The organism is Ponticoccus litoralis, from assembly GCF_039769985.1.
GTDB lineage: Bacteria > Pseudomonadota > Alphaproteobacteria > Rhodobacterales > Rhodobacteraceae > Ponticoccus > Ponticoccus litoralis.
Genome location: NZ_JBDNCH010000002.1, coordinates 979,939 through 1,003,110 on the forward strand (window position 1 = coordinate 979,939; position 23,172 = coordinate 1,003,110).

A 23,172-nucleotide genomic window follows, 5' to 3' on the forward strand; every position below is an offset into this window, starting at 1 on the left:
GGGCCCCGCGTCCCGGCTACAGGCGGAACCCGTCCGGAATGGCGTCATGGCCGTCGAGAATCAGGTCGGCCATGACCTCGGCGACCTTCGGCGCCATGCCGAAACCGATCTTGAAACCGCCGTTGGCCACGAAATGCCCGGGCCTGCCGGGCCATGCGCCCAGCAGCGGCGCGCGGCTGCGCGCGCGCGGGCGCACCCCGGCCCAGCGTTGCAGCACCGGCGCCCCGGCCAGCTGCGGCATCAGCAGGCGGGCGCGGGCGATCAGCGCCTCGCACTGGTCGTCCACCGCGTCGGGCGCCTCGAAGTCGCGCTCGGAGGTCGAGCCGATGGCCAGGGTTCCGTCGGCATGGGGGATGATGTGCATTCCGTCGACAAAGACCTGCGGCGCCTCGCGGGCGTCGAACCCCAGCAGGGCCGCCTGCCCCTTCACGCCGTCGCCGACCTTGCGGCCCATGGCCTCGGAAAGGTCCAGCAACCCGCGCCAGCCGGTCGCCCAGACCACCGCCCCGCGATCCTCGCCCTGCGTGACGATCTCGGCGCCGCGCGCCGTCAGGGCCGCCTGCAGCGCGGCGCAGGCACGGCGGGGAAACATCCGCGCCGTCAGCGTGTCGCGGATGACAAGGCCCGAGGCAGAAGGCGGCACGAAGGCCCCCGCCTCTGCCACCGGGATCACCTGCCACTCTGCCTGCCCTTGCCACAGCTGCGCCGCGCCCCCGGCCCGCGCCTGCGCCAGCGCCAGCCCCGCCTCGTCGGCAATCGGCTGAAGCCGCCCGCTGCGCCCGTAGCCCGCCGACAGGCCCCCGGCCTCTTCGACCGCGCGCCAGAAGCCTTCGGCCATCAGCAGGCTGTCCAGCTGGAAGGCCTTCTTCTCGTTCCAGTTCTCCGGCACATGCGGCGCCAGCGCCCCGACCACGCCGCCCGAAGACCCGGCCCCCGGGCCCGCGGGGTCGATGACCCGCACCCGGGCCCCGCGCCGCAGACAGGCCCGAGGCCACCGAAAGGCCGAAGATCCCGGCACCGCGAGATCGTCACATCCTGGCTTGTCATTCCCTGCGCCTCCTGCAAGTTTGCGCCCTGTCCCGGGGCCGCCGTTCCGGCCCGGGGCCTTCCTTATCGCAGCCCCGGGCAGAAGGGCCAGACCATGCCGCCAGCCACGCTGGAATGGCGGGGAGAGATCCCCGTCTCCACCCGTTTCGACGACCCCTATTTCTCGCTCGAGGACGGGCTGAGCGAGACACGCCACGTCTTTCTGGCCGGCAACGGGTTGCCCGGGCGCTTCCGCGACGGCTTTCACGTCGCCGAACTGGGCTTCGGCACCGGGCTGAACCTGCTGACGACCCTCAAGGCCTGGCGCGACACCGGGCAGAGCGGGCGGCTGCGCTTCACCACCTTCGAGGCCTTCCCGCTGGAGGCGCCCGAGATGCTGCGCGCGCAGGCCGCCTTTCCGGAACTGGAGGCGCTGAGCCAGGAGCTGGCGCCGTTCTGGCAGCAGGGCGCGCAAAGCTTCGACCTGCCCGACCTGCGCTTCGAGATGATCGTGGGCGACGCGCGCGAGACCCTGCCACACTGGCAGGGCGCGGCGGATGCCTGGTTCCTCGACGGCTTTTCCCCGGCCCGCAACCCCGAGCTGTGGGGCGCGGCACTGCTGGCCGAGGTCGCGGGGCACATGGCGCCGGGCGGCACGGCGGCCACCTATACGGCGGCAGGCCACGTGCGCCGCGCGCTTCAGACGGCAGGGCTGGCCGTCGCCCGCGTCCCGGGCTACGGGCGCAAACGACACATGACCATCGCGGAAAGGCCCTGAGCATGGCAGAACAGGATACCCGCCTCGGGATCTGGCTGATGGTCGCGACCACGCTGATCTTCGCCCTGCAGGACGCGCTGTCGCGCCATCTTGCCGGGGAATACAACGCCATGATGGTGGTGATGATCCGCTACTGGTTCTTCGCCGCCTTCGTGCTGACGCTGGCCGCGCGGCAGGCGGGCGGGCTGCGGGCCGCCGCGAAAAGCGGCATGCCCCAGGTGCAGGCGCTGCGCGGGACGCTTCTGGTGGTCGAGATCAACGTGATGGTCGTGGCCATGGTGCTGCTGGGCCTCGTGGAAAGCCACGCGGTCTTTGCCTGCTATCCGCTGCTGGTGGCAGCGCTGTCCGGCCCGGTGCTGGGCGAACACGTGGGCTGGCGCCGCTGGACGGCGATCGGCGTGGGCTTTGTCGGCGTGGTGATCATCCTGCAACCCTCGGGCGGGGTCTTTTCGCCCCTTGCCGCGATCCCCCTGCTGGCGGCCACGATGTTCGCGCTTTACGGGCTGCTGACGCGCTACGTGGCACGGACCGACAGCGCCGCGACCTCGTTCTTCTACACCGGCACCGTGGGCGTGGTCGCCGCAACCGCCATCGGCCTGTGGTTCTGGGAGCCGATGGTGGCCCCGGACTGGGGCTGGATGGGGCTGCTGTGCCTGACCGGCGTGGCCGGGCATTACACGCTGATCCGCTGCTACGAGGTCGCAGAGGCCAGCGCGGTGCAGCCCTTCGCCTATCTGCAACTGGTCTTCGCCAGCACCATCGGGCTGGTGGTCTTCGACGAGACCCTGCGCACCAACGTCGTCCTTGGCGGTGCGATTGTGGTGGCCGCCGGGCTCTTCACCCTGTTCCGGGCGCGCAAGCTCCGCGGCTGAGCCGAATTCCGCGCCGGAATTCGGGCCGGTTTCTTTCAAAGAAACCGCCCCCGCGCAACCGCGGCCAATGCCGCCCGGCGATCCACCGACGGGACAGGCCGCAGTCATGCGCGGCGGGCTACTGGCTGACCGCCTCGGCCCTCAGCGTCGATCCGACCAGCTCTTCGCTGAAGGGCACCGGGTGCGGGGGCTTGCCCAGTCGCGCGCGGTAGACCGGCAGCGATTCCGCCACCCGCATGATGTAGTTGCGGGTCTCGGCGAAGGGCACGAATTCGATCCAGTCGACCACATCCACCTCGCCGGTCCGGGGGTCGCCCAGCTCTTGCATCCAGCGCAGCGGGCGGCCCGGCCCGGCGTTGTAGCCCGCCGACATCATCACCACGTTGCCGTTGAACCGCTCTGCCAGCCCCGCCAGGTAGGTCGAGCCCAGCCGCGCGTTGTAGGAGGGATCGGTCAGCAGCCGGTCGGCGCTGTAGTCCAGGCCAAGCTGCCGCGAGACGTCCTGCGCCGTGCCCGGCATCAGCTGCATGAAGCCGCGCGCGCCCGCCCCGGATATCACGCCGGGGTCGAACTCGGATTCGCGCCGCGCGATGGACAGGACCAGCTCCTTGGGCACCGGGAACTCGGTCTTCACGATGTCCGGGTGCAGCGCGTAGTAAGGCCCGGCCAGCTCGATCCCGTATTGCGCCGCGCGCTTGCCCAGCATCACCTGCACGTGGGGGCGCTCCATCTCGGCCAGCATGTCGCCCATCTGCCCCATGCCCTCGCGGTCCAGCCCCTCGGCCAGATGGGTCAGGAAGCGTTCGCCAAGGCCGAGTTCCTTGGCCGAGAGCAGCAGCAGCGCCGCCTTGTAGACCGAGCTTCGGGTGAAGGCGGCCTCGCGCCAGTCTGGGAAGGCCTCGGTCCCGGCCAGCCGCGCATCCGGCGCGACGCCGCCGCGCTCTGCCGCCAGCAGGCCGTAGAAAGAGGTCTGGAAGTCCGCCCCCATGGCATAGGCCTTCTGCGCCTCTTCGGCATGGCCCGCCTCTTCATGCGCGCGGCCCAGCCAATAGCCAGCGCGCCCGGCGGAAATCGGTGTCCAGACGGCGTCCTGAAAGTTCTCGAAATGGGTGATTGCGCGTTCGGGATCCTTCAGGAAGCGCAGCGCCAGATAGCCCGAAAGCCATTCCAGCGCGGCATAGTCGCTGCCCTCCACGAGGAAATGCGTGGAGGCGATATTGTAGGCCTCGACATAGGCACCCTGCAGCATCCGTTCGCGGGCGAGGTCGTGCCGCTCCGACGCCCAGGCCCGGGGTTCGCCCAGCGATGCAACGCTGGTGGAGCGTTCCAGCAGCAGCGCGATGGCATCGGCGTCGCGGCCCTTGCGCACCCGCCAGAGGAACCGCTCGAAAGCCAGGCCCGGATGGTCGATCAACGCCTCGGGCACCTTCGCGATCAGCCCGTCGACCCCGGCGGCAGAGCCACGCAGGCCCAGCCGCGCCTGCGCCAGCGCCTTCCAGCCCTCGTCGACCAGCGGCAGCATCGATTCCGCGTTCCGGGTCCAGCCCTGCCACAGCGTCATGTCCATCCGCGCTTCGTGGTGCGGTTTCAGGATTTCGCCCCAGGCCGCCTGCATGGCGCGGCGTTCGTCGTCGGACATGGACAGGGTGCGCCAGGCCAGCACGATATCGGCCTGCGCCGCGCCCTCGTCGTCCGCCGCCATATGGGCGCGCGCCAGCGCCAGTGCCCCGGCGCCGGTCTGCGGCAGGCCATCGGCAAAGAAGGCGCGGACCTGTTCGGGCGTGGCACCCTCGTTCATGGCGATCTCGGACTTCTCGCGCAGGTAGGGCTCGCCCGGCCAGTTCGGGTTGCGGTCGAGGAAATCCATCACCTCGGTCGCGTCGCCGCGCCCGGCGCGCAGCGCGTGCCAGAGGATCACGTCGACGGCGGTCTGGCCGTCACCGCGCGCCTCGGATCTGGGCCGCCGCCCAGTTGCCTTCGCGCAGGGATTGCATGGCGCGGGCCAGCGCCTCTCCGGCCTCCTGCGGCTGGGTCTGGGCATGGGCCGCGAGGCCGGTACAGAGGAACATCAGAACAGCAAGGAATCGCGACATCAGCTTGCAATTTCCGCTTTTAAAAGGAATAGAGCCATTTCGGGAGGATATCGCCGCCATGCGGGTCTTCAACTCACATTCCCGATGGGTCGGCGGGATTCCCCCGCTTGCACAGTAGCACGAAAAGGAGCGTATCATGTTCAAGGGATCTATGCCTGCACTGGTTACGCCGTTCAAGAACGGCGCAGTGGACTTCGATACGCTCAAACGTCTTGTCGACTGGCATGTAGATCAGGGCTCGCACGGGCTGGTGCCGGTCGGCACGACGGGCGAAAGCCCGACCCTGACCCATGCCGAGCATGAGGCGGTGATCGAGGCGGTCGTCGAGGCGGCTGCGGGGCGCATCCCGGTGATCGCGGGCGCCGGGTCGAACAACACCGACGAGGCGGTGCGCTTCACCCAGTTCGCCCACCGCGTCGGCGCAGATGGCGCGCTGGTGGTGACGCCCTATTACAACCGGTAGACGCAGGCCGGGCTGATCGCGCATTTCACCGCCGTGCATGACTGCGCGGATATCCCGATCATCATCTACAACATCCCGGGCCGGTCCGCCGTGGACATGTCGCCGGAAACGCTGGGCGAGCTGGCGAAACTGCCGCGCATCGTCGGCGTCAAGGACGCCACCGCCGATCTGGCGCGGGTCTGCCGCCAGCGCATCACCTGCGGGCCGGACTTCCTTCAGATCTCGGGTGAGGACGCCACCGCGCACGGTTTCAACGCGCAGGGCGGCGTGGGCTGCATCTCGGTCACCGCGAACGTGGCGCCCAAGCTGTGCTCGGAGCTGCAGGAAGCCTGCCTGTCGGGCGACTACGGCACTGCGCTGACCATTCAGGACCGCCTGATGCCGCTGCATCAGGCGATCTTCACCGAACCGGGCCTCTGCGGCGTGAAATACGCCATGTCGCGGCTGGACCTGTGCAGCGACGAGGTGCGCCTGCCGCTGGTCGCGCTGACGCCGGACACCATGGCCAAGGTCGACAACGGGCTGCGGCACGCCGGCCTGCTGAACTGAGGGCGGGGCGGGCCGTGAAGATGCTTCTCGGCCCGCATCCCCTGCACAGGCGCTGGCGCATCGCCATCGGCGCGCTGGCTCTGTCGCTGGCGCTTTTCGGACTGGCCTCGGTGATCGACCCCGGCCCGGGGCTGCGCCCGCTGACGGCCATGGGCCTGCTGGCGCTGCTTGTCGCCCTGCATGTCTGGTTGTTCAGGATCATCCATCCGGCGATCCTGCGCCGCACCCTCCCTCAGCCCAAGACCGGGAACGCCTTCATCCGCTGGTATCTGGACACCGGCGATCAGCGGTAGCGTTTCAGCGTCACGTCGAAGGCACCCTGCTTCAGGTCCCGCCGGTAATAAGCGTGGTCCTGTTCCAACCGATCCAGCGCCTCTTCCGCGAAACAGATCATGTCGTCGATGAACAGCGGCAGCGGCTCCATCGCCTCCAGGATGCGCGGTTCGATCTCGTAATCCAGCTGCCCCGCGTCGTCGGACCGGGCGTGCGCCTGTGCCAGCGCCAGCCCGCAGGCGCGGGCGTATTTCTTCCAGCTTTTCCCGGACAGGTCGTCGAGGTCGATGTCGTTGCGGAACGGCGCGCGCTCGCGGGACATGAAGCTTTCGCCGTCGATCTCCACCGCGCCGTAGAACACGTCGCCAGAGGCCAGATGCACCGATTGCCCATGCGCGATCCGGTCGCCCTGATCGCCCGCGTCGAAGTCATTCGCGGGCACCAGCCCTTCCAGAGCCGAGGCCCGCGCGCGCTTGAACTCGATGATCAGGTCGTCCGAGGCATCCCGGCTTGGCCCCTCCAGCAGGCAATAGTAGCGCGGCAGCCCCAGCGAGGCGGTGCCCTGCCCGTGGCGCATGCAGACGTCCTTGACCGTCAGCGTGCCCGCGCGGCCCTTGCTGTCGAGGCCGTTCGCCGCGACCAGCCGGTTGATGTAGCCCTGAAACTCTTCGGTGCGGGTGGAAATCGGCGTCAGCTCGGAGTTGGCGCGAAAGCCCAGCCCGTTCTCGTTCAGGTAGCGGTCGCGCAGCCAGTCCCTGCGGCTTTTCCCGGATTTGTCGAAAAGCTTGCGGATGACCTTGGGGCTGTTGTCGGGGCGCATATGGCGGATCGTGCCGTCGCCGTGCTTCGCATAGAAGGTCATGCCCTCGTGGTAGCCCTTCACGAACTTCGCGACGATCTTGCGCTGCATCTTCGTGCCCTGGCCGCCCTCTTGCTGCGCCGCCAGCATGAAGCCGGTGGCGCCGCGCTTGAGATCCCAGCTGAAGGGACCGTAGATCACGTCGTCGAAATCGTTCACGCCGAAGATCGGCACGTTGTCGGCATTGGGCATCACGCCGAAGTTGGCCGGGTGCACGTCACCCAGCACCAGGACGGTCGGCATGCGGTCGTCCTCGCCCACCATGTCGCGGTGAAACAGCAGGGAGGTGCCGCGAAAGAAGGAAAACAGGTTGCTGGCCAGCGTGTCGAACTTTTCGTCGGCGCCCTGCGCCTTCTGGTCGATGCGCACGGCGTGATCCTCGATGATCGTCTTGCGCACATGCAGGCGGCGCGCCTGCCCCGTCAGGTTCTGCGGGCGCATGACCACCGGCTCTGCGGCAAAGCGGTCGGCAAGCCGGGCATAGTCCCCGACCCGGCTTTGCAGCGATTCGACGGGCGAGGCGGTTTTCTTCTTCTTCCGGGCCTTCCTCGGTCCCGCTGTCTTTCGCGCTGTCGCTGGCTGCCATGGCCCTGTCCTTTCCCTCGGTTCTGGAAAGGTCAACGGCACCCCGGGCAAAGCGTTCCACGCAAGCACAGGCGGGCCGCGCAAAACAAAGGGACCAAAGCCCTTGCCCGGCTTCGGTCCCTGCTGCGGTTCGTGGCCGTGGCGCGGCGTGCGCTTACTGCATCGGCGCCTCGTCCAGCCCCTCGGGGCGGCTCGACGACGGTGAAATGCAACGCCTCCGGCTTCATCAGCTCCTGCGCGACGCGCTGGATGTCCTCCAGCGTCACCGCCTCGATCTTGGCGTTGCGGGTCTCGATGTATTCGGGCGTCAGGTCATCCATCTGCATGCCCACGAGGATCTGCGCGATCGGCCCGTTGCCGTCGAAGCGCAGCGGATAGGCGCCGGTCTGATAGGTCTTCGCGCGCTCCAGTTCCTCGGGCGTCACGCCCTCTTCGGCCACCTTGCGCCATTCGTCGCGGATCACGTCGATGGCCTCTGCGATGCGGTCATTGGCGCTGGCGACGCGGCCCACGAAAAGCTCTGCGTGGTCCTTCGGGGCGAGATAGCTGTAGATGCCGTAGGTCAAGCCGCGCTTCTCGCGCACCTCGTTCATCAGCCGCGCCTCGAAGCCGCCGCCGCCGAAGATCGTGTTCAGCAGGTAGGCGGCGAAGAAGTCGGGATCGTCGCGCTTCATGCCCTTGTGGCCGAAGACCGCGACGGACTGCGGCGTGTCGAAGGGGATTACGGTCACCCCGGCCTCTGTCTGCACCTCGACGTCGGCGGGCAGCGGCGCGCCGGTTTCGGGCAGGTCGGACAGCAGGCGGTCCATCAGCGCCCCCAGTTCGTCGGCGGTGATGTCACCCGCCGCCGCGACGTAGACGCGATCCTGCGTCAGCCCGTTCTTCAGCGCCGTCACAAGGTCGTCGCGGGTCAGCGCCGCCACGGTTTCGGGCGTGCCGTCGGGGGCGTGCCATAGGGGTGATCACCGAAGATCATCGCGTCGAAAGCGCGGCTGGCGATGGTGTCGGGGTCCTTCAGGTCCGATTGCAGGTTCGACAGAAGCTGCGCGCGCACCCGTTCGACCGCCTGCTCGTCAAAGCGCGGCTCGACCAGCGAGGCGCGCAGAAGCGCGACGGCCTCGTCGCGGGTTTCCGACAGGAAGCTCATCGAGATGCTGACCGCGTCGTCGCCCACATCGTAGCGGATCTTCGCGGCGATGCCTTCCTTGGCGGCGGCGAAGGCGCTGGCGTCCATCTCGGCGGCGCCCTCTTCCAGCGTGGACACCATCAGCGAGGTCGCGCCCCGCTTGCCGGGCTCGTCCAGCGAGGTTCCTCCCCTGAAGCGCAGTTCCGGGGCGACGAAGGGGATCGAGGGTTCCTCGACCAGCCAGGCCTTGAAGCCGCCCGGGCTTTCGACCTGCTGGATGTCCACGGCGGCCCATGCGGTGGCGGCAAAGGAACAGGCGGTGACGGTCAGGGCAAGGAAGAGGCGCTTCATTGGGTGATCTCCTTCGGGGCCTGTCCGGCGTCGGGCGGGGTGGTCAGGTAGCCGGTGACCGATGCCTTGGGGTCGAAGACCTTCTCGGCGGCGGCCATCACGTCCTCGGCGCTCACCGCCTCCAGCACCTGCGGCCAGGCCTGCACGTCCTCGACGGTCAGGCCGGCGGTCAGCGCCTGCCCGTAGCGGCGCGCGGTGCGGGCCGGGTCGTCGCGGTTGTAGATCTCGGCGGCGCGGATCTGGAACTTGATCCGCTCCAGCTGCTCGGCGTCGACGCCGTCCTGCATGAATTGCACGAGGGCCGCGTCCAGCGCCTCTTCGGCCTCTGGCAGCGTCACGCCCGGGGCGGGCACGATCACCAGCCCGAAGGCCGTGTCGTCGTAGGAGGTGCCGGCGTAATAGGCCGTGGTATAGACCGCCTTCTGCTGCTGGAACTGCAAGGTCTGCGTCAGGACAGAGGTCTGCCCGCCGCCCAGAACCTCGGCGAGGATGGTCAGCGCGGCGGCCTCTTCCTGCGCGCCGGGATCGCGTTCGGGCGCAAGGTAGCTGCGCGTCACATAGGGGGTCGCGACGCGCGGATCCTCGAAGACCATGCGCCGCGCGGCGGTCTGCGGCGGCTCTTGCGGGCGCACCCGTTCGCCCAGCTCGGGGTTGGGCGGGATCGGGCCGTAGTGTTCTTCGGCCAGCGTGCGCACCTCGTCCGGGGTCACGTCGCCCGCGACCACGAGGATCGCGTTGTTGGGCGCGTAGTTGCGGTTGTAGAACTCCAGCGCGTCGCCCAGATCCAGTTGCGTCATCTCGTGGCGCCAGCCGATGATCGGGCGCCCGTAGGGATGGTTGAGATACTGCGCCGCCATCGTCTGTTCCCGGAAGAGCGAGCCGGGGTCGTTCTCGACCCGCATGTTGCGCTCTTCGATGATGACCTCGCGCTCTGTCAGGATATCCTCTTCGTCGAGTTGCAGGTTGACCATGCGGTCCGCTTCCATCTGCATCATCAGGCCAAGGCGGTCGGCGGCGATGCGCTGGTGATAGGCGGTCTCGTCGAAACTGGTGAAGGCGTTGTCGGACCCGCCATTCAGGGCCACGGTGGCGCTGAACTCGCCCGGTTCCAGCGTCTCGGTGCCCTTGAACAGCAGGTGTTCGAGGAAATGCGCGACGCCGGATGTGCCGGGGATCTCGTCGGCGGAGCCCGCCTTGTACCAGACCATGTGCACGACCACGGGCGCGCGGTGATCCTCGACCACGACGACCTGCATGCCGTTTTCCAGCGCGAAGGTGGTCACCGGATCGGTCAGCGCCTCCTCTGCCGGGGGGGCCTCGGTCTGGGCCAATGCGGGCAGGCCGGTGGCCATCGCAAGGGACAGGATCAGGGAGGTCAGGCGCATCGCGTCATCCTTTGTCACCACGGGTTGGGTCATAAGTACGCAGTGCTCGCGCAAGATCAAGCGAGCCCACGATGCGGTGACAGGGACGTGAGAACCGTGAAGGACGCGACGGCCTGCGCCGGACCGGGGTCCACCCCGGCCCAGACGGCGCGCTGGTCAGTTTGCGGGCGGGGCCGTGGGCGTCCGCGCACCGGCGGCGCGGTAGCGGCGCAGCCATTCGTTCGGGTCAAGCGACTGCCCGGAATAGGCGCGGTTGTAGCGGTTGTCCGGCACCAGCGACCAGTTGAAGATGTTCTTGCGCTTGCGGAATTCCGCGTCCGCGGTCGCCAGTTCGGCGCGCACGTTCGGATCGCGCCCGTAGCGCGTGGCCCGGTTGACCAGCGCCGCATCGCTGCCCGGAACGCCCGCGTTCGGATCCAGCCGCGCGGGGTTGCCCCCCAGCGCCACCACGGCATCGGCCTTGGGGTTCTGGTCGGCGCGGTTGGCGTAACCGGGCGTCGGAGGCGGCAGTTGCCCGTAGCTCTCCGGGTCCAGCAGGGGACGGTTCGGAACGATCCCGAATTCCTCGGGCTCGCGCTGGTTGGTCCTCAGGTCGTGCAGGGGCTTGTCGCTGCGCACAAGCCCGCAGGAGGCGCAAACCCCCAGTCCCACAATCGCCACAAGAAGCGACAGCCGCATTGGCTACCCTCCGTTTCCCACATTGCGCACAGCTTTAACCGATCTTCCCGGCCCCGTCACGGGGCCTTTTTCTTCGGCGGTTTCGACGGTGTGAAGAGGACCAGCCCGATGGCGCCCGCGAAGATCGCGATATCGGCCACGTTGAACGAAAAGGGGTTGTCGATCCCGCAGCAGGACATGTTCAGGAAGTCCGCCACCGCGCCGTAAAGGACGCGGTCGATCACGTTGCCAAGCGCGCCGCCGATCAGCAGGCCCGCGCCGATCAGGCCCAGAAGGCCCGGCGGGTCGCGGCGGATCCAGACCACCACGACGGCGACGATCACCAGCGCCACGGCGATCAGCACCCAGCGCGTCAGGTCGTCGTCGCCTGCCATCAGGCCGAAGTTCACCCCCCGGTTCCACGCCATGCGGAAGGTCAGGAAGGGCGGAAAGACCTCGATGGTGCCGCGCTGGTCAAGGTTCAGGGCGCTCAGCACCCAAAGCTTCGACATCTGGTCGAGCGCAAACACGACCAGCGCGCTCAGCGCCACAAGCCGCATCGGTTTCGTCACCGGTTTCGTCGCTGCCATTGCCCTGCCCTGTCCTGTTCGTCCGCGCCTGATAGTCGCCGGGGGCGCGGGCCTCAAGCCCGGCCCATTGCGGCAGGCCCCCGACGCGCGGAGGCCCGCCCAGCCCTCAGTGACGGAAGTGGCGCATGCCGGTGAAGACCATCGCCAGACCGGCTTCGTCGGCGGCGGCGATCACCTCGTCGTCGCGCATCGACCCGCCCGGCTGGATCACGCAGGTCGCGCCTGCGGCGGCGGCCTCCATCAGCCCGTCCGGGAAGGGGAAGAAGGCGTCCGAAGCCACGGCAGAGCCCTTGGTCAGCGGTTCCGGCAGGCCCAGGGCCTCGGCCATGCGCTCGGCCTTCTTGGCGGCGATCAGGGCCGAGTCGACGCGGCTCATCTGGCCCGCGCCCACACCCACGGTTGCGCCGTCCTTGACGTAGACGATGGCGTTGGACTTGACGTGCTTGGCGACCTTCCAGGCAAACAGCAGGTCCTGCATCTGCGCCTCTGTCGGTTGCACTTTTGTGACCACCTTCAGGTCTTCAAGCGTCCGCTGGCCCACATCCTTGTCCTGAACCAGCATGCCCCCAGCCACCTGTCGATAAGTCAGACCGGCGGTGGCGGCATCGGCCAGACCCTCGGTCAGCAGCAGGCGCAGGTTCTTCTTCTTCGCGAAGATCTCTTTCGCGGCCTCGTCCGCACCGGGCGCGATGACCACTTCGGTGAAGATTTCCGAGATCGACTCGGCGGTTTCCGCGTCCAGCGGGCGGTTCAGCGCCACGATCCCGCCAAAGGCAGAGGTCCGGTCGCAGTCGAAGGCCGCCTTGTAAGCATCCAGAATCGTTGCGCCCTGCGCCACGCCGCAGGGGTTGGCGTGCTTGATGATCGCGCAGGCGGGCGCGCCGCCGGCGAATTCGCTCACCAGTTCAAAGGCCGCGTCGGTGTCGTTGATGTTGTTGTAGGACAGTTCCTTGCCCTGAAGCTGGGTCGCAGTGGCGATCCCCGCCCGGTCGCTGCCATCCACGTAGAAGGCCGCCTGCTGGTGCGGGTTCTCGCCGTAGCGCAGCCCCTGCTTCAGCGTCCCGGCAAAGACCCGGCGGCGCGGCGTCGTCTCGCCGATGGCGCCCGCCATCCAGGTGCTGACAGCGGCATCATAGGCGCCGGTGCGGGCATAGGCGATCTGCGCATGGCGCTGGCGGAAGGCGTAAGAGGTCTGGCCCCCGTTCGCCTGCAGCTCGGCCAGCAGGGCGTCGTAATCCTCGACATCGACGATGGTGGTGACGAAGGCGTGGTTCTTGGCCGCCGCGCGGATCATCGCCGGGCCGCCGATGTCGATGTTCTCGATCATCTCGTCGTAATCCGCGCCGCGCGCCAGCGCCGCCTCGAAGGGGTAGAGGTTGACCACAAGCAGGTCGATCCCGCCGATGCCGTGTTCCTCCATCGCGCCGGTGTGCTCGGCATTGTCGCGCAGCGCCAGAAGCCCGCCGTGCACCGCCGGGTGCAGCGTCTTGACGCGGTCGTCCATCATCTCGGGGAAGCCGGTGACATCGGCCACGTCGCGCACCGCGACGCCCGCCTCGCGGATCGCCACGGCAGAGCCGCCGGTGGACAGGATCTCGACCCCCGCAGCCTCCAGCGCCTTCGCCAGGTCGATCAGACCGGTCTTGTCGGAAACGGAAAGAAGCGCGCGGCGCACGGGCTGAAGGTCGGACATGCGGGGTTCCCCAGTGTTCAGGTCAAACGGTTCCGTCCGCCTCGTCGCGGGCGAGGTCGCGCACGGCAAGCGCCGTGTCCTGCGCCTTGGCCAGCGTCCAGCGGACGCGCGTCGCATACTGCATTGCGCGCCCGGATAAAACGACCTGCTTGGTCGCACGGGGCCTCAGACGCCCTTTTTCAAGGTAGACCGAGGGTTGCAGCGCCATTTCGACCTTGCCTTCGAAGCGAAACACCCAGATTTCGCCCGACCGCAGCGCGATCGAGGCGGCCAGCCCGCCCATATCCAGCGTCACATCGGCCTCGGGGTGCAGGTGAAAGCGGATCTCGAAGGGCAGCCCGGCCAGCCGGACCCCGTCCATCGCGCGGTCAAAGCGTTTGCGGGCGGCGGCATCCAGCGCCACGAGGTAGTCCTCGCCCCTCAGGGTGCGGCCGTCGTGTTCAAGGATCAGGCTGCGCGCATGGGTCAGCCCCTGCCCGCCCAGATACCCATCGTGCCCGCCCTCGAACCGCAGCGAGTCGGCCAGCCGGGTCATCTGGATCGGCACATGGCGCGGCGCGTCCTCCAGCAATTCGCGGCGCGCCGGGCCGACCCATCGCTCGGGCGACAGCCGCGCCGAGGAATAGCCCTGAAGACAGAGCACCGAATGCGAGGGCGTGGCCCGCCCGGCGCGGCGCCATTCCGCGCCAAAGCCCTCGCCCGATCCGCAGCTGACCACCACCGGCCTGCGCCCGGAGGTCAGCTCGAAGGCCAGTGTCGAGGCATGGGCCTGCGCCGAGGCGGGCCCGGCGGGTGGCGGCGCCGCATCCACGATGATGCTGGTCCGCCCCGCCGAAAGCCGCGCGAAGCCCATGGCCAGCCCGTCCGCCTGCCGCCGCTTGCTGCCCGAGGCGGCCAGCGCCTGATCCAGCCGCCCCTCCAGCCCGCGCCCGCCGCCGTGAAACCGGGCCAGCCCGCCATCGGCGTGGCGCAGGGTGCGCAGGGTGGGGGCGATCCGGCTCGATCGCCTCGGTGATCGCGCTGTCGGTCTCGCGGTGGGCCTCGGCCAGCGCCGATTGCACCCATGTCAGCAGGGTGAAGACCTCCAGCAGGTCCTCGGGGTTGCGGGTCGGGATACCGCCCTCTGCGTCGATCTGCCTGCGGCATTCGGCGCTCAGCGTCGCCAGCGCGGGGCCGACATGCTCTTCCATCCCCTCCAGCGACAGCCCGGCATACAGCAGCCCCGTCATCGCCTCGAAGCGCGGCAGCCCCGGCTCTGCCCCCTGCCCGCGCCGCGCCAGAAAGCGCGCCTGCGCGGCCAGCGCGCGATAGAAGGCCGCCGCCTCCTCTGCCGGGCGCCCGCGCAACAGGAACAGCGCGTGGTGGATCCAGCGGATCACCCGCCGCCCGGTCAGCCCCGGCGCCCAGCCGATGCCGGTGCCCCGGCCATAGCGGTCGATCCAGCCCCAGACCCAGTCCTGCGCCAGCTTGCGGGCGCGCGGGTCTCCCACGGCGGCAAGATCGTCAAGCCAGGCAAAGCCCTGTATTTCCTCGGAAAAGGCCTCGTCGGGGGCATCCAGATCCCGGGGAAGCACACCCTTCGCCTCGACCAGATGACCGGCGAACATCAGGTTTCCCGCCATCAACTGGCGGCCCTTGGCAAAGAAGCCGATGGTGCGAGGTTCGGGCTGCGAGACGAAGCCGCGCGCGGGCCGGGCGCGCGCCGCCAGACGGGCATGGACGCGGTCCAATGCCCGCGCCTGCGCGGTCCGCCAGTTCCGACGCGTCGCCATGGGTCTCTGCACTGCCTCTTGCCGCCCCTTCGGGGGCTGTTGCAGAGATCCTACCCCGCCGGGGCCGCGAAGTCATCAACGCTTTCGCCGCGCTGCAGGACCGCCATGTAGAACCCGTCCATGCCGCCGCGCCCGGCCCAGAAATCGGGCCGCAGGCGCAACCCGCCCTCGCTGGAGCGCCAGGCCTCCTCGATCCAGGGCGCGTCCGGCCGCAGGACGCTCAGCCCCGGATGGCGTTGCAGGGCCTCGTCCACCTGGCACTCGCCCTCGTCGGGGATCAGCGAACAGGTCGCGTAGACCAGCCGCCCGCCGGGCTTCACCAGCCGCAGCGCGTGGTCGAACAGGGCCTCCTGCAGGCCGATCAACTCGCTGATGCGCTCGCCCTTGTGGACATGCGGCAGGTCCGGGTGACGCCGGATCGTGCCGGTCGCCGAACAGGGCGCGTCCAGCAGCACAGCGTCATAGGTCTCGTCATGCTCCAGCGCATCGCCCGCGATCAGTCGGGCCGCCAGCCCCGTGCGGGCAAGGTTCTCGCGCACCCGCTCCAGCCGCGCCTCGGACAGGTCGAGCGCCGTCACCTGCGCGCCCGCCGCCGCCAGTTGCAGGGTCTTGCCGCCGGGTGCCGCGCACATGTCCAGCACCTTCAGGCCGCGCAGATCCCCCAACAGCTTCACCGGCAGGGCGGCGGCGGCATCCTGCACCCACCAATCGCCGGTCCCGAACCCCGGCAGGGCCGTCACCTGCCCCGCGTCCTGCAGGCGCAGGGACCCGGTGGGCAGGGCCTCTCCGCCCAGCCCCTCCGGCACGGCCCCCTTCATCGACAGATCCAGCGGCGCACCGGCGAAATGCGCCCGCTCCATCGCCGCCACCGCCTCTGGCCCCAGGCCGCCACCGAGGGCCCGCGCAGCCACTTCGGCAGGCGCGGCACGCGCAGCCGTGCCCAGCCCTCCGGCCCGGTCTCCGCGACCTTGCGCAGGACGGCATTCACCAGCCCCTTGGCGCCCTGCGTGCGCTTGCCCTTTGCGGCGATCTCGACGCAATCGCTGACCACGCCATGGGCCGCGCCGCCCGCGCAAAGCTCTACCGTGCCCAGCCGCAGGATGTTCATCACCCGCACCGCGGGCGCCTTGCGCAGATGCGGCTTCAGCAGCTTGTCGGCCCGCTCCAGCCCGCGCAGTACCTCGATGGCCAGACGCTGGGCGGCGGCGCGGTCGGCGGGCGCCAGCGCCTCCAGCCGCGCCATTTCGGACAGCGGTCGCCCCTGCGCAAGCACCTGATCCAGCAGGTCGACGGCGGCAAGACGGGCGGGGCTGGGGTTGGTGGACATGGCATCTCCGGGCGGCGGGACACCTTGCCCCGCGACAGGCGGGGCGTATATCAAAAGGCACGAAGCGAGGAAAGCCCGATGTCCGATACCCCCGAACAGCCCCGGGATCTGCCCCCCGCCGCCCGGCGCGCCACGGCGGAAGCCGCAGAGCGCCGCGCCAAGGCCGAGGCGGAGGCCCGCGCCAACCCGGCCCCCACCGAACTCGGAGGCCGCGACGGCCTCGATCCCGCCCGCTACGGCGACTGGGAGAAAAAGGGCATCGCCATCGACTTCTGACCGCGGCTGCACACAGCGGCGCGGCCCCCGGCGCCGACCCGCGGGCCCCGCCGGGGCCATTCCTCACCGGCGTCCCCTGTCCGCACCCGGGCACAGCCCGGCCTCCGCCCCGGACGGACCGCCGGGCTGGCTGCCCGCGCCAACCTGCAACCACAGGCGCCCGCCCCTCGCGCTTACCGCTCCGACAGAGGGCGAAACCGGTCCCCGGCATTTGCCCCGGAGCCGCCGTCGCCTGCCCGCATCCGGACGGGCCGCTGCCGGGGGGTCACGAAAAATTGCCGAGGGGCCCCTTGGGGATACGGCCATTTTCCTTGCCCCCCGGCAGCGGTCTGTCAGGCAAGGGCTCGGCGATGGGGGCTCCGGGGCTTTTGCCCTGGTGAGCCAGAGCTTGAGCGCCCTGGCCATCCGCGCCGGGTTATGGGTCAGACCCAATCCGGGTCGGCGGGTGGGCGCCTTGCCGAAGGCAACAGTCCCAGCCGCAGGCCCGGATATCGGCGCGGGCCTCAGCTCAGGCCAAGGACATCCAGCATGTCGTATTCCCCCGGCGCCTTGTCCTGCCCCCACAGCGCCGCCTTCAGGGCACCCCGCGCAAAGAGCGACCGGTCGCTGGCGATATGCTTCAGCGTGATGCGCTCGCCGGCGGTGGCAAAGATCACCTCGTGCTCGCCGACGATATCGCCGCCCCGGATCGCGTGGAACCCGATGGCGCCGGGCTCGCGCGCGCCGGTGATCCCGTCGCGGCCCCGGTCCGACACCGCGTCAAGCGCAACGCCACGGCCCGCCGCCGCCGCCTCGCCCAGCATCAGGGCGGTGCCCGAGGGCGCGTCGACCTTGCGGTTGTGATGGGCCTCGACGATCTCGATGTCCCAGTCCAGATCCAGCGCCTTCGCCACCTGCTCGGTCACCTTGGTCAGGAGGTTCACGCCAAGGCTCATGTTGCCCGCCCGCACGACGACCGCGTGGCGCGCCGCCGCCCTGATCTTCTCCAGATCCTCCGGGGCCAGCCCGGTGGTGCCGATCACATGCACCGCCCGCGCCTGTGCCGCCAGTTCGGCAAAGGCCACTGTGGCGGCGGGCGCGGTGAAGTCGATCACCGCCTGCGCCCGGGAAAAGGCCTCCAGCGGGTCGTCCGAGACCGCCACGCCAAGCGCCGCACCGCCCATGGCCTCGCCGAGATCGCGCCCGATCCAGTCATGGCCCGCGCGCTCCAGCGCCCCGGCAAGATGCAGCCGGTCATGCGCCGCGATCTCCCGCACGAGCATCTGCCCCATCCGGCCCGACACTCCGGTCACAACCACGCCCACGCTTTCGGCCATCCGCTTCTCTCCAGTTTTCCCGACGGCACCCCGGTGCCGCGTCCGGGGGCCTCAATAACCCGCCGCAGCCCGCTTGGCAAAACCCGGATCGAGGGCTAAGTCTTGCCCCATGTCACGCAACCGTTCCTCCGAGGGCTCCGGCCCCAGCCAACGACAGCTTCGTGTCGGCGAGGTGATCCGCCGCCGCCTGTCCGAAGTGCTTTCGCGCGGCGATGTGCACGACCCCGACCTGAATCGCATGACGATCACCGTCGGCGAGGTGCGCGTCTCGCCGGACCTGCGAATCGCCACCGCCTACGTGGTGCCGCTGGGCGGCGAGGGGCAGCAGGCGATGTTCGACCTGCTGCACCGCAACCGCGGAGAGCTTCGGCGCCTTCTTGCCAAGGGGCTCGACCTGAAGCACGCGCCAGAGCTGCGCTTCCGTCTCGACGAGACCTTCGACCGGCTCGACGACACCCGCCGCATCTTCTCCGATGACGCCGTGCGGCGGGACCTCGGAGAACTGAGCGCATGGCCGCCGCCGCCGTTCGAACGGGCGCCCTGCTCGCCTCGCTTGTGTGGGCGCTTCTGCCCGTCCGGGCCGAAGCCGTGGACTGCCGGAACGTGGCCTTCGAGGACAGCCGCTACACGGTTTGCGAGGTCGACGCGGCACAGGAGCGCCTGAGGCTCTTCCTCGACGACCCCGAGGGCGCGCCCAGGGCCAGTTCAACCGCCTCGAGGCGGCGCTGGAGGCCGAGGGCCGAGACCTCGTCTTCGCGATGAACGCGGGCATGTACCACGACGACCGCGCGCCGGTGGGCCATTACGTCGAGGACGGCGCAGAGGCGATGCGCGTTGTGCCGGACCCCGGGCCGGGCAACTTCGGCCTCTTGCCGAACGGCATCCTGTGCATCCGCGACACCCGCACCGACGTGATCGAGACACGGGATTTCCTCGCCAGCCGCCCGCGCTGCCGCCACGCCACGCAATCCGGCCCGATGCTGGTGATCGACAACGAATTGCACCCGCGCTTCCTGCCCGACAGCACCTCGCGCTATATCCGCAACGGCGTCGGGACCTCGGTACGACGGGCGCCGCGTGGTCTTCGCCATCTCGCGCAACACCGTCACCTTCCACGAATTCGCCCGGCTGTTCCGCGACGGGTTGAAGCTGCCGAACGCGCTGTTTCTGGACGGCAATGTCTCGCGGCTGCACGCGCCGCAGCTGAACCGCTCCGACATCGGGCGCCGCATGGGCCCGATCGTCGCCGTCACCACCCCCGCCGACTGAGGCAGCCGAATTCTTGCAAAGAATTCGGGCCGGTTTCTTTGCAAGAAACCGTCTCCCCGCCGCTGCCCTTGCGTCCCGGTCGCGACCGGCCTACCTCGGAAGCAGTCCCAAGCCCGAGGTTCCCCATGCCGCAGACGCCCCTTTCGCTTGCCGAACAGCTGATCGACGCCGCCCGCCGGGCCGGGGCAGACGCTGCCGATGCCATCGCGCTGTCGGGCACCGCGCTGTCCATCGACGTGCGCGGCGGCAGGCTGGAGCAGGCAGAGCGCGCCGAGGGCACCGACATCGGCCTGCGCGTGCTTCTGGGCAAGCGTGCCGCCGTGGTCTCGTCTTCTGACGCGCGCCCCGAGACGCTGGCCGCCATGGCCGAACGCGCCGTCGCCATGGCCCGCGAGGCGCCCGAAGACCCCTATCTGGGCCTCGCCGATCCGGCGCAGCTGGCCCGGACCCGCGACGCAAGCGGGCTGGAGCTGCACGACCCGGCCCCCGAACCCGATCCCGCCGCGCTTCAGGACGACGCCCGCCGGGCCGAGGCCGCCGCGCTGGCCAACGCGGGCGTGACGCAGGTGCAATCCGCCACCGCCGGCTACAGCGCGCAAGAGATCGCGCTGGCCGCCACCAACGGCTTTGCCGGGCACTACCGGCGGTCCTCGCGCTATACCTCCTGCGTGGCCATCGCCGGTGAGGGCACGGGGATGGAGCGCGACTATGACGGCGACGCACGGGTCTTCCAGTCCGATCTGCGCAGCCCCGAAGAGATCGGCACCACCGCCGCCAGCCGCGCGGTCGAACGCCTGAGCCCGCGCAAGCCGAAGACCGGCGCCTACCCGGTGCTTTTCGACGAGCGCATCTCTTCCTCGCTGATCGGCCACCTTGTCGCCGCCATCAACGGCGCGCAGATCGCCCGGGGCGCGTCCTGGCTGCGCGACGCGCTGGGGCAGCCGGTTCTGCCCGCGGGCCTCAGCCTGCACGAGGATCCGTGGAAGCCGCGCAGCAGCGCCTCGCGCCATTTCGACGCCGAGGGGCTGGCGACGCGGCCCCGCGCGCTGGTCGAGAACGGCGTGCTGACGGGCTGGACCCTCGACCTTGCCAATGCCCGCAAGCTGGGGCTGGACAGCACCGCCAACGCGGTGCGCTCGGTGGCGGGCGGGGTCTCGCCCTCGACCCGGAACCTGTCGCTGACCCAGGGCGAGCAAAGCCGCGAGGCGCTGATGGCGCAGATGGGCACCGGCTTGCTGGTGACCTCGATGATCGGCTCGACCATCAACCCCAACACCGGCGACTATTCGCGCGGGGCGGCGGGGGTCTGGATCGAGAACGGCCAGCCCGCCTACCCGGTGTCCGGCGTGACCATCGCGGGCAACCTGCGGCAGATGCTGGCCTCGATCGTGCCCGCCAATGACGCCCGGCCCTGGCTGACCCGTGTCGTGCCCTCGCTGCTCGTCGAGGGGCTGACGCTTGCCGGAGAGTGATCTCAGCCTCCTGATCGATGCCGCGCGGCGGGCCGGGGACACCGCCCGCGCCTACCTGTCGGAACCGCTGGACGTCCGCTACAAGGACGCGGGCGCAGGCCCCGTCACCCGCGCCGACCTGGCGGTGAACACCCTGCTGCACCGGGTTCTGGGCAGTGCCCGGCCCGACTATGGCTGGCTCAGCGAGGAAAGCCCCGACACAGCCGCCCGGCTGGGCGCCAAGCGGGTCTTCATCGTCGATCCCATCGACGGCACCCGCAGCTTCATCGACGGCGAGAAGACATGGGCGCATTCCATCGCCGTGGCCGAGCAGGGCCGAATCCGCGCCGCCGTGGTCTACCTGCCGCTGCTCGACCGGCTTTACGCCGCCGCCGAAGGCGCGGGTGCCCGGCTGAACGGCGCGCCCATCGCGGTCACCCGCCGTGCCAGCGCCGAGGGCGGCACGATCCTTGCCAAGAAACCCACCTTCGAGACCGGGAACTGGCCCGGCGGGGTGCCCGGCATGACCCGCGCGCACCGGCCCTCGCTGGCCTATCGGCTCAGCCTCGTGGCCGAGGGACGCTATGACGCCATGCTGACCCTGCGCCCGACCCGGGAGTGGGACATCGCCGCCGGGGCGCTGATCCTGTCAGAGGCCGGGGCGCAGGTCACCGACCGGCGCGGCGCGCCGCTGCGGTTCAACAATGCGCACCCGCAGACCGACGGGGTGCTGGCCGCGAACGCGACGCTGCACGGCGACCTTCTCGACCGGCTGATCTGAGGCGCCTGCCCGATATCGCGGCACCCGGAAAGGCCTTGTCAGGCCTGGCAGGACGCCAGCCTTGACCGGCGGGCCGGGAAGGCTAGGGTCGCCCTCAGCAGCAACGCGCAAGGGGGCCGGTCTGCCATGCAACGTCTTCACCTCGTCTTTGGCGGCGAACTCGTCGACCCGACCAAATCGGTCTTTCGCGACGTGGACGACATCCATATCGTCGGCATCTTCCCGGATTACGACAGCGCCTACAACGCCTGGAAGGCAGAGGCGCAGCGCACCGTGGACAATGCCCACATGCGTTATTTCATCGCCCACCTGCACCGCCTGCGGGAAGAAGAGCAAGAGACCTCCTCGACCGAGGAGCTGGGCTGACAGGCCGCCCTGCACGGGGCTTGGGCCCAGCCTGCCCGCCGGTCCAGCAGGCCGGACCCTAGCCCCGCACAGGCGCCGCGCCCGCCCCGGGGCGGGCCTTTTCACCGGCGCGCGGGCATGGCATTGTGCCCGACCGAACCCTTCGGGCAGACAAGGACCCGCGTTGAAGCCCCCTGCCGCCTCTCCCTCGCGCCGCGCGCTCAGCCTGACGGCCTACCTGACCTATGCCCGGGGCGGCGCCGCAAGCGCCGCCTCTCCCGAACCGCTGCGCCGCCCGCCCGGCCCGCTGGTCTGGGCCCATGCGGACAGCGCCCGCCGGGGCCGCGCCCTTGCCAGCCTCTGCGCCCGCCTGCGCCTGCAGCGGCCCGAGGTCACCGTCGTCCAGAGCGGCGAGATCCCCCCGCAGCCCGAGGCGACACAGGTCGCGCTGCCCCGCGAACAGCTGACCGATTGCGAGGCCTTCGTGTCGCAGCTGAAGCCCGACGTGCTGCTCTGGGCCAGCCAGTCGCTGCGGCCCGCCCTGCTGCACGCCACCGCGACGCAGGGCTGCACGATCATCGGGCTGGACGCTGCCGACGCGGCCTGGCCCACCGCGGCCCCGCGCTGGCTGCCCGATCCGGCAAGCGGCGCGCTGTCGCTGTTTTCGCATGTCTTCACGCAGGGCAACGCGGCCTCGCGGCGGCTGCGCCGCATGGGGGTCACCGGCCCCATCCTGCACGACGCCGCGCCGCTGCTGGACACCCCGCCGCCGCTGGACTGCCCGGACCGCCTGCACGCGGAACTGGCCGCAACCCTGACCGGGCGCCCGGTCTGGCTGGCCGCGCATCTGCGCGCCGAAGAGATCGGCGACGTTCTCGCTGCCCACCGCCACGCCGTGCGCCTTGCGCACCGGCTGCTGCTGATCGCCGTACCCGCCAGCCCGCGGGACGAGGCGCTGATTTCCCGCGCCGTGCGGGCCTCGCAGATGCGGGTCTGCGACTGGGAAAACGGCGACATGCCCGACGAGTACACGCAGATCCTTCTGGCCGCCTCGCCGGACGAGCTTGGGCTCTGGTACCGGTTGGCGCCTCTGGCCTTCCTTGGCGGCTCTCTGGTGCCGAGGGCCGGTGGTCAGGACCCTTCGAGGCCGCCTCGCTGGGCGCCGCGATTCTCTACGGCCCCAACGTGGGCAAATATCTCGATGCCTATTCGCTGCTGGTCGAGGCGGGCGCGGCGCGCATCGTGCGCGACGCCGACTCTCTGGGTACGGCGGTCTCGCATCTCGTGGCACCGGATCAGGCGGCCAGCATGGCCCACGCGGGCTGGGACGTGATC

At 69.9% G+C, this 23,172-nt stretch carries 18 protein-coding genes and 6 pseudogenes; 11 read left to right on the forward strand and 13 right to left on the reverse strand.

Going from position 1 to position 23,172, the window contains the following annotated elements; translation table 11 throughout:
- Window positions 1–16: 16 nt before the first annotated feature.
- A pseudogene (locus tag ABFB10_RS05865) lies at window positions 17–1,047 on the reverse strand (NAD(P)/FAD-dependent oxidoreductase).
- A 94-nt stretch (window positions 1,048–1,141) separates the two neighbouring features.
- Between ABFB10_RS05865 and mnmC2 the strand changes: the two are divergent.
- Both mnmC2 and ABFB10_RS05875 read left to right on the forward strand, forming a co-directional pair.
- Complete coding sequence (gene mnmC2 / locus ABFB10_RS05870) at window positions 1,142–1,804, forward strand: tRNA (5-methylaminomethyl-2-thiouridine)(34)-methyltransferase MnmC2 (protein ID WP_347165794.1); 663 nt, start codon at window positions 1,142–1,144, stop codon at window positions 1,802–1,804.
- Between the two features lie 2 nt (window positions 1,805–1,806).
- Window positions 1,807–2,676, forward strand: a complete 870-nt coding sequence (locus tag ABFB10_RS05875; protein WP_347165795.1) for a DMT family transporter — start codon at window positions 1,807–1,809, stop codon at window positions 2,674–2,676.
- 118 nt (window positions 2,677–2,794) lie between these two features.
- On the opposite strand, the gene ABFB10_RS05880 is transcribed toward ABFB10_RS05875, so the two are convergent.
- Together ABFB10_RS05880 and ABFB10_RS05885 are read right to left on the reverse strand one after the other, a co-directional pair.
- The gene (locus tag ABFB10_RS05880; protein WP_347165796.1) at window positions 2,795–4,594 is read right to left on the reverse strand and encodes a lytic transglycosylase domain-containing protein; all 1,800 of its coding nucleotides are present in this window, start codon (window positions 4,592–4,594) and stop codon (window positions 2,795–2,797) included.
- Between the two features lie 19 nt (window positions 4,595–4,613).
- On the reverse strand, window positions 4,614–4,769 hold the full coding sequence (locus ABFB10_RS05885; protein WP_347165797.1) for a hypothetical protein: 156 nt from the start codon (window positions 4,767–4,769) through the stop codon (window positions 4,614–4,616).
- Window positions 4,770–4,905: 136 nt separating this feature from the next.
- Here ABFB10_RS05885 and dapA point away from each other — a divergent pair.
- A pseudogene (gene dapA / locus ABFB10_RS05890) lies at window positions 4,906–5,781 on the forward strand (4-hydroxy-tetrahydrodipicolinate synthase).
- 14 nt (window positions 5,782–5,795) lie between these two features.
- Complete coding sequence (locus ABFB10_RS05895; protein ID WP_347165798.1) at window positions 5,796–6,074, forward strand: hypothetical protein; 279 nt, start codon at window positions 5,796–5,798, stop codon at window positions 6,072–6,074.
- Here ABFB10_RS05895 and ABFB10_RS05900 read toward each other — a convergent pair.
- From ABFB10_RS05900 to ABFB10_RS05935, 9 genes and pseudogenes are all read right to left on the reverse strand, one after another.
- A complete protein-coding gene (locus ABFB10_RS05900; RefSeq protein ID WP_347165799.1) occupies window positions 6,065–7,354 on the reverse strand; it encodes a DUF2252 domain-containing protein in 1,290 nt (429 codons plus the stop codon). The genes ABFB10_RS05895 and ABFB10_RS05900 overlap by 10 nt on opposite strands.
- 176 nt (window positions 7,355–7,530) lie before the next feature.
- Window positions 7,531–8,421, reverse strand: coding sequence for a M16 family metallopeptidase (locus ABFB10_RS23995; protein WP_430522993.1), 891 nt, complete (start codon window positions 8,419–8,421; stop codon window positions 7,531–7,533).
- Entirely contained in the window at window positions 8,409–8,975 is a 567-nt protein-coding gene (locus tag ABFB10_RS24000) for a M16 family metallopeptidase (RefSeq protein ID WP_430522994.1), read from the reverse strand. Before ABFB10_RS24000 ends, ABFB10_RS23995 begins: the two co-directional genes overlap by 13 nt.
- Window positions 8,972–10,360 carry a M16 family metallopeptidase gene (locus ABFB10_RS05910; protein ID WP_347165800.1) on the reverse strand — a complete coding sequence of 463 codons (1,389 nt, stop codon included), beginning with the start codon at window positions 10,358–10,360 and terminating at the stop codon, window positions 8,972–8,974. Before ABFB10_RS05910 ends, ABFB10_RS24000 begins: the two co-directional genes overlap by 4 nt.
- Window positions 10,361–10,516: 156 nt before the next feature.
- Window positions 10,517–11,038 (reverse strand): DUF3035 domain-containing protein, encoded by a 522-nt coding sequence (locus ABFB10_RS05915; protein ID WP_206564096.1) that lies wholly within the window; start codon window positions 11,036–11,038, stop codon window positions 10,517–10,519.
- A 56-nt stretch (window positions 11,039–11,094) separates the two neighbouring features.
- Window positions 11,095–11,577, reverse strand: coding sequence for a signal peptidase II (gene lspA, locus ABFB10_RS05920; RefSeq protein ID WP_347167943.1), 483 nt, complete (start codon window positions 11,575–11,577; stop codon window positions 11,095–11,097).
- Window positions 11,578–11,713: 136 nt separating this feature from the next.
- Window positions 11,714–13,300, reverse strand: coding sequence for a bifunctional phosphoribosylaminoimidazolecarboxamide formyltransferase/IMP cyclohydrolase (gene purH, locus ABFB10_RS05925; protein ID WP_347165801.1), 1,587 nt, complete (start codon window positions 13,298–13,300; stop codon window positions 11,714–11,716).
- A 22-nt stretch (window positions 13,301–13,322) separates the two neighbouring features.
- Window positions 13,323–15,072: pseudogene (locus ABFB10_RS05930) on the reverse strand (heparinase II/III family protein).
- Between the two features lie 50 nt (window positions 15,073–15,122).
- A pseudogene (locus tag ABFB10_RS05935) lies at window positions 15,123–16,399 on the reverse strand (RsmB/NOP family class I SAM-dependent RNA methyltransferase).
- A gap of 78 nt (window positions 16,400–16,477) precedes the next feature.
- Here ABFB10_RS05935 and ABFB10_RS05940 point away from each other — a divergent pair.
- The gene (locus ABFB10_RS05940; RefSeq protein WP_347165802.1) at window positions 16,478–16,675 is read left to right on the forward strand and encodes a DUF1674 domain-containing protein; all 198 of its coding nucleotides are present in this window, start codon (window positions 16,478–16,480) and stop codon (window positions 16,673–16,675) included.
- Between the two features lie 503 nt (window positions 16,676–17,178).
- Here ABFB10_RS05940 and dapB read toward each other — a convergent pair.
- Window positions 17,179–17,991 (reverse strand): 4-hydroxy-tetrahydrodipicolinate reductase, encoded by an 813-nt coding sequence (gene dapB, locus ABFB10_RS05945; protein ID WP_347165803.1) that lies wholly within the window; start codon window positions 17,989–17,991, stop codon window positions 17,179–17,181.
- Between the two features lie 109 nt (window positions 17,992–18,100).
- On the opposite strand from dapB, the pseudogene rbfA reads away from it, so the two are divergent.
- From rbfA to ABFB10_RS05975, 6 genes and pseudogenes are all read left to right on the forward strand, one after another.
- A pseudogene (gene rbfA / locus ABFB10_RS05950) lies at window positions 18,101–18,493 on the forward strand (30S ribosome-binding factor RbfA); the annotation flags it as partial.
- 8 nt (window positions 18,494–18,501) lie between these two features.
- Window positions 18,502–19,260: pseudogene (locus tag ABFB10_RS05955) on the forward strand (phosphodiester glycosidase family protein).
- 125 nt (window positions 19,261–19,385) lie between these two features.
- Window positions 19,386–20,732 (forward strand): TldD/PmbA family protein, encoded by a 1,347-nt coding sequence (locus ABFB10_RS05960; RefSeq protein WP_347165804.1) that lies wholly within the window; start codon window positions 19,386–19,388, stop codon window positions 20,730–20,732.
- Complete coding sequence (locus ABFB10_RS05965) at window positions 20,719–21,492, forward strand: 3'(2'),5'-bisphosphate nucleotidase CysQ (RefSeq protein WP_347165805.1); 774 nt, start codon at window positions 20,719–20,721, stop codon at window positions 21,490–21,492. The genes ABFB10_RS05960 and ABFB10_RS05965 overlap by 14 nt, the downstream gene beginning before the upstream one ends.
- A gap of 126 nt (window positions 21,493–21,618) precedes the next feature.
- On the forward strand, window positions 21,619–21,858 hold the full coding sequence (locus ABFB10_RS05970) for a DUF4170 domain-containing protein (RefSeq protein WP_206564106.1): 240 nt from the start codon (window positions 21,619–21,621) through the stop codon (window positions 21,856–21,858).
- Between the two features lie 163 nt (window positions 21,859–22,021).
- Window positions 22,022–23,170, forward strand: coding sequence for a glycosyltransferase N-terminal domain-containing protein (locus ABFB10_RS05975; protein WP_347165806.1), 1,149 nt, complete (start codon window positions 22,022–22,024; stop codon window positions 23,168–23,170).
- Window positions 23,171–23,172 lie beyond the last annotated feature (2 nt).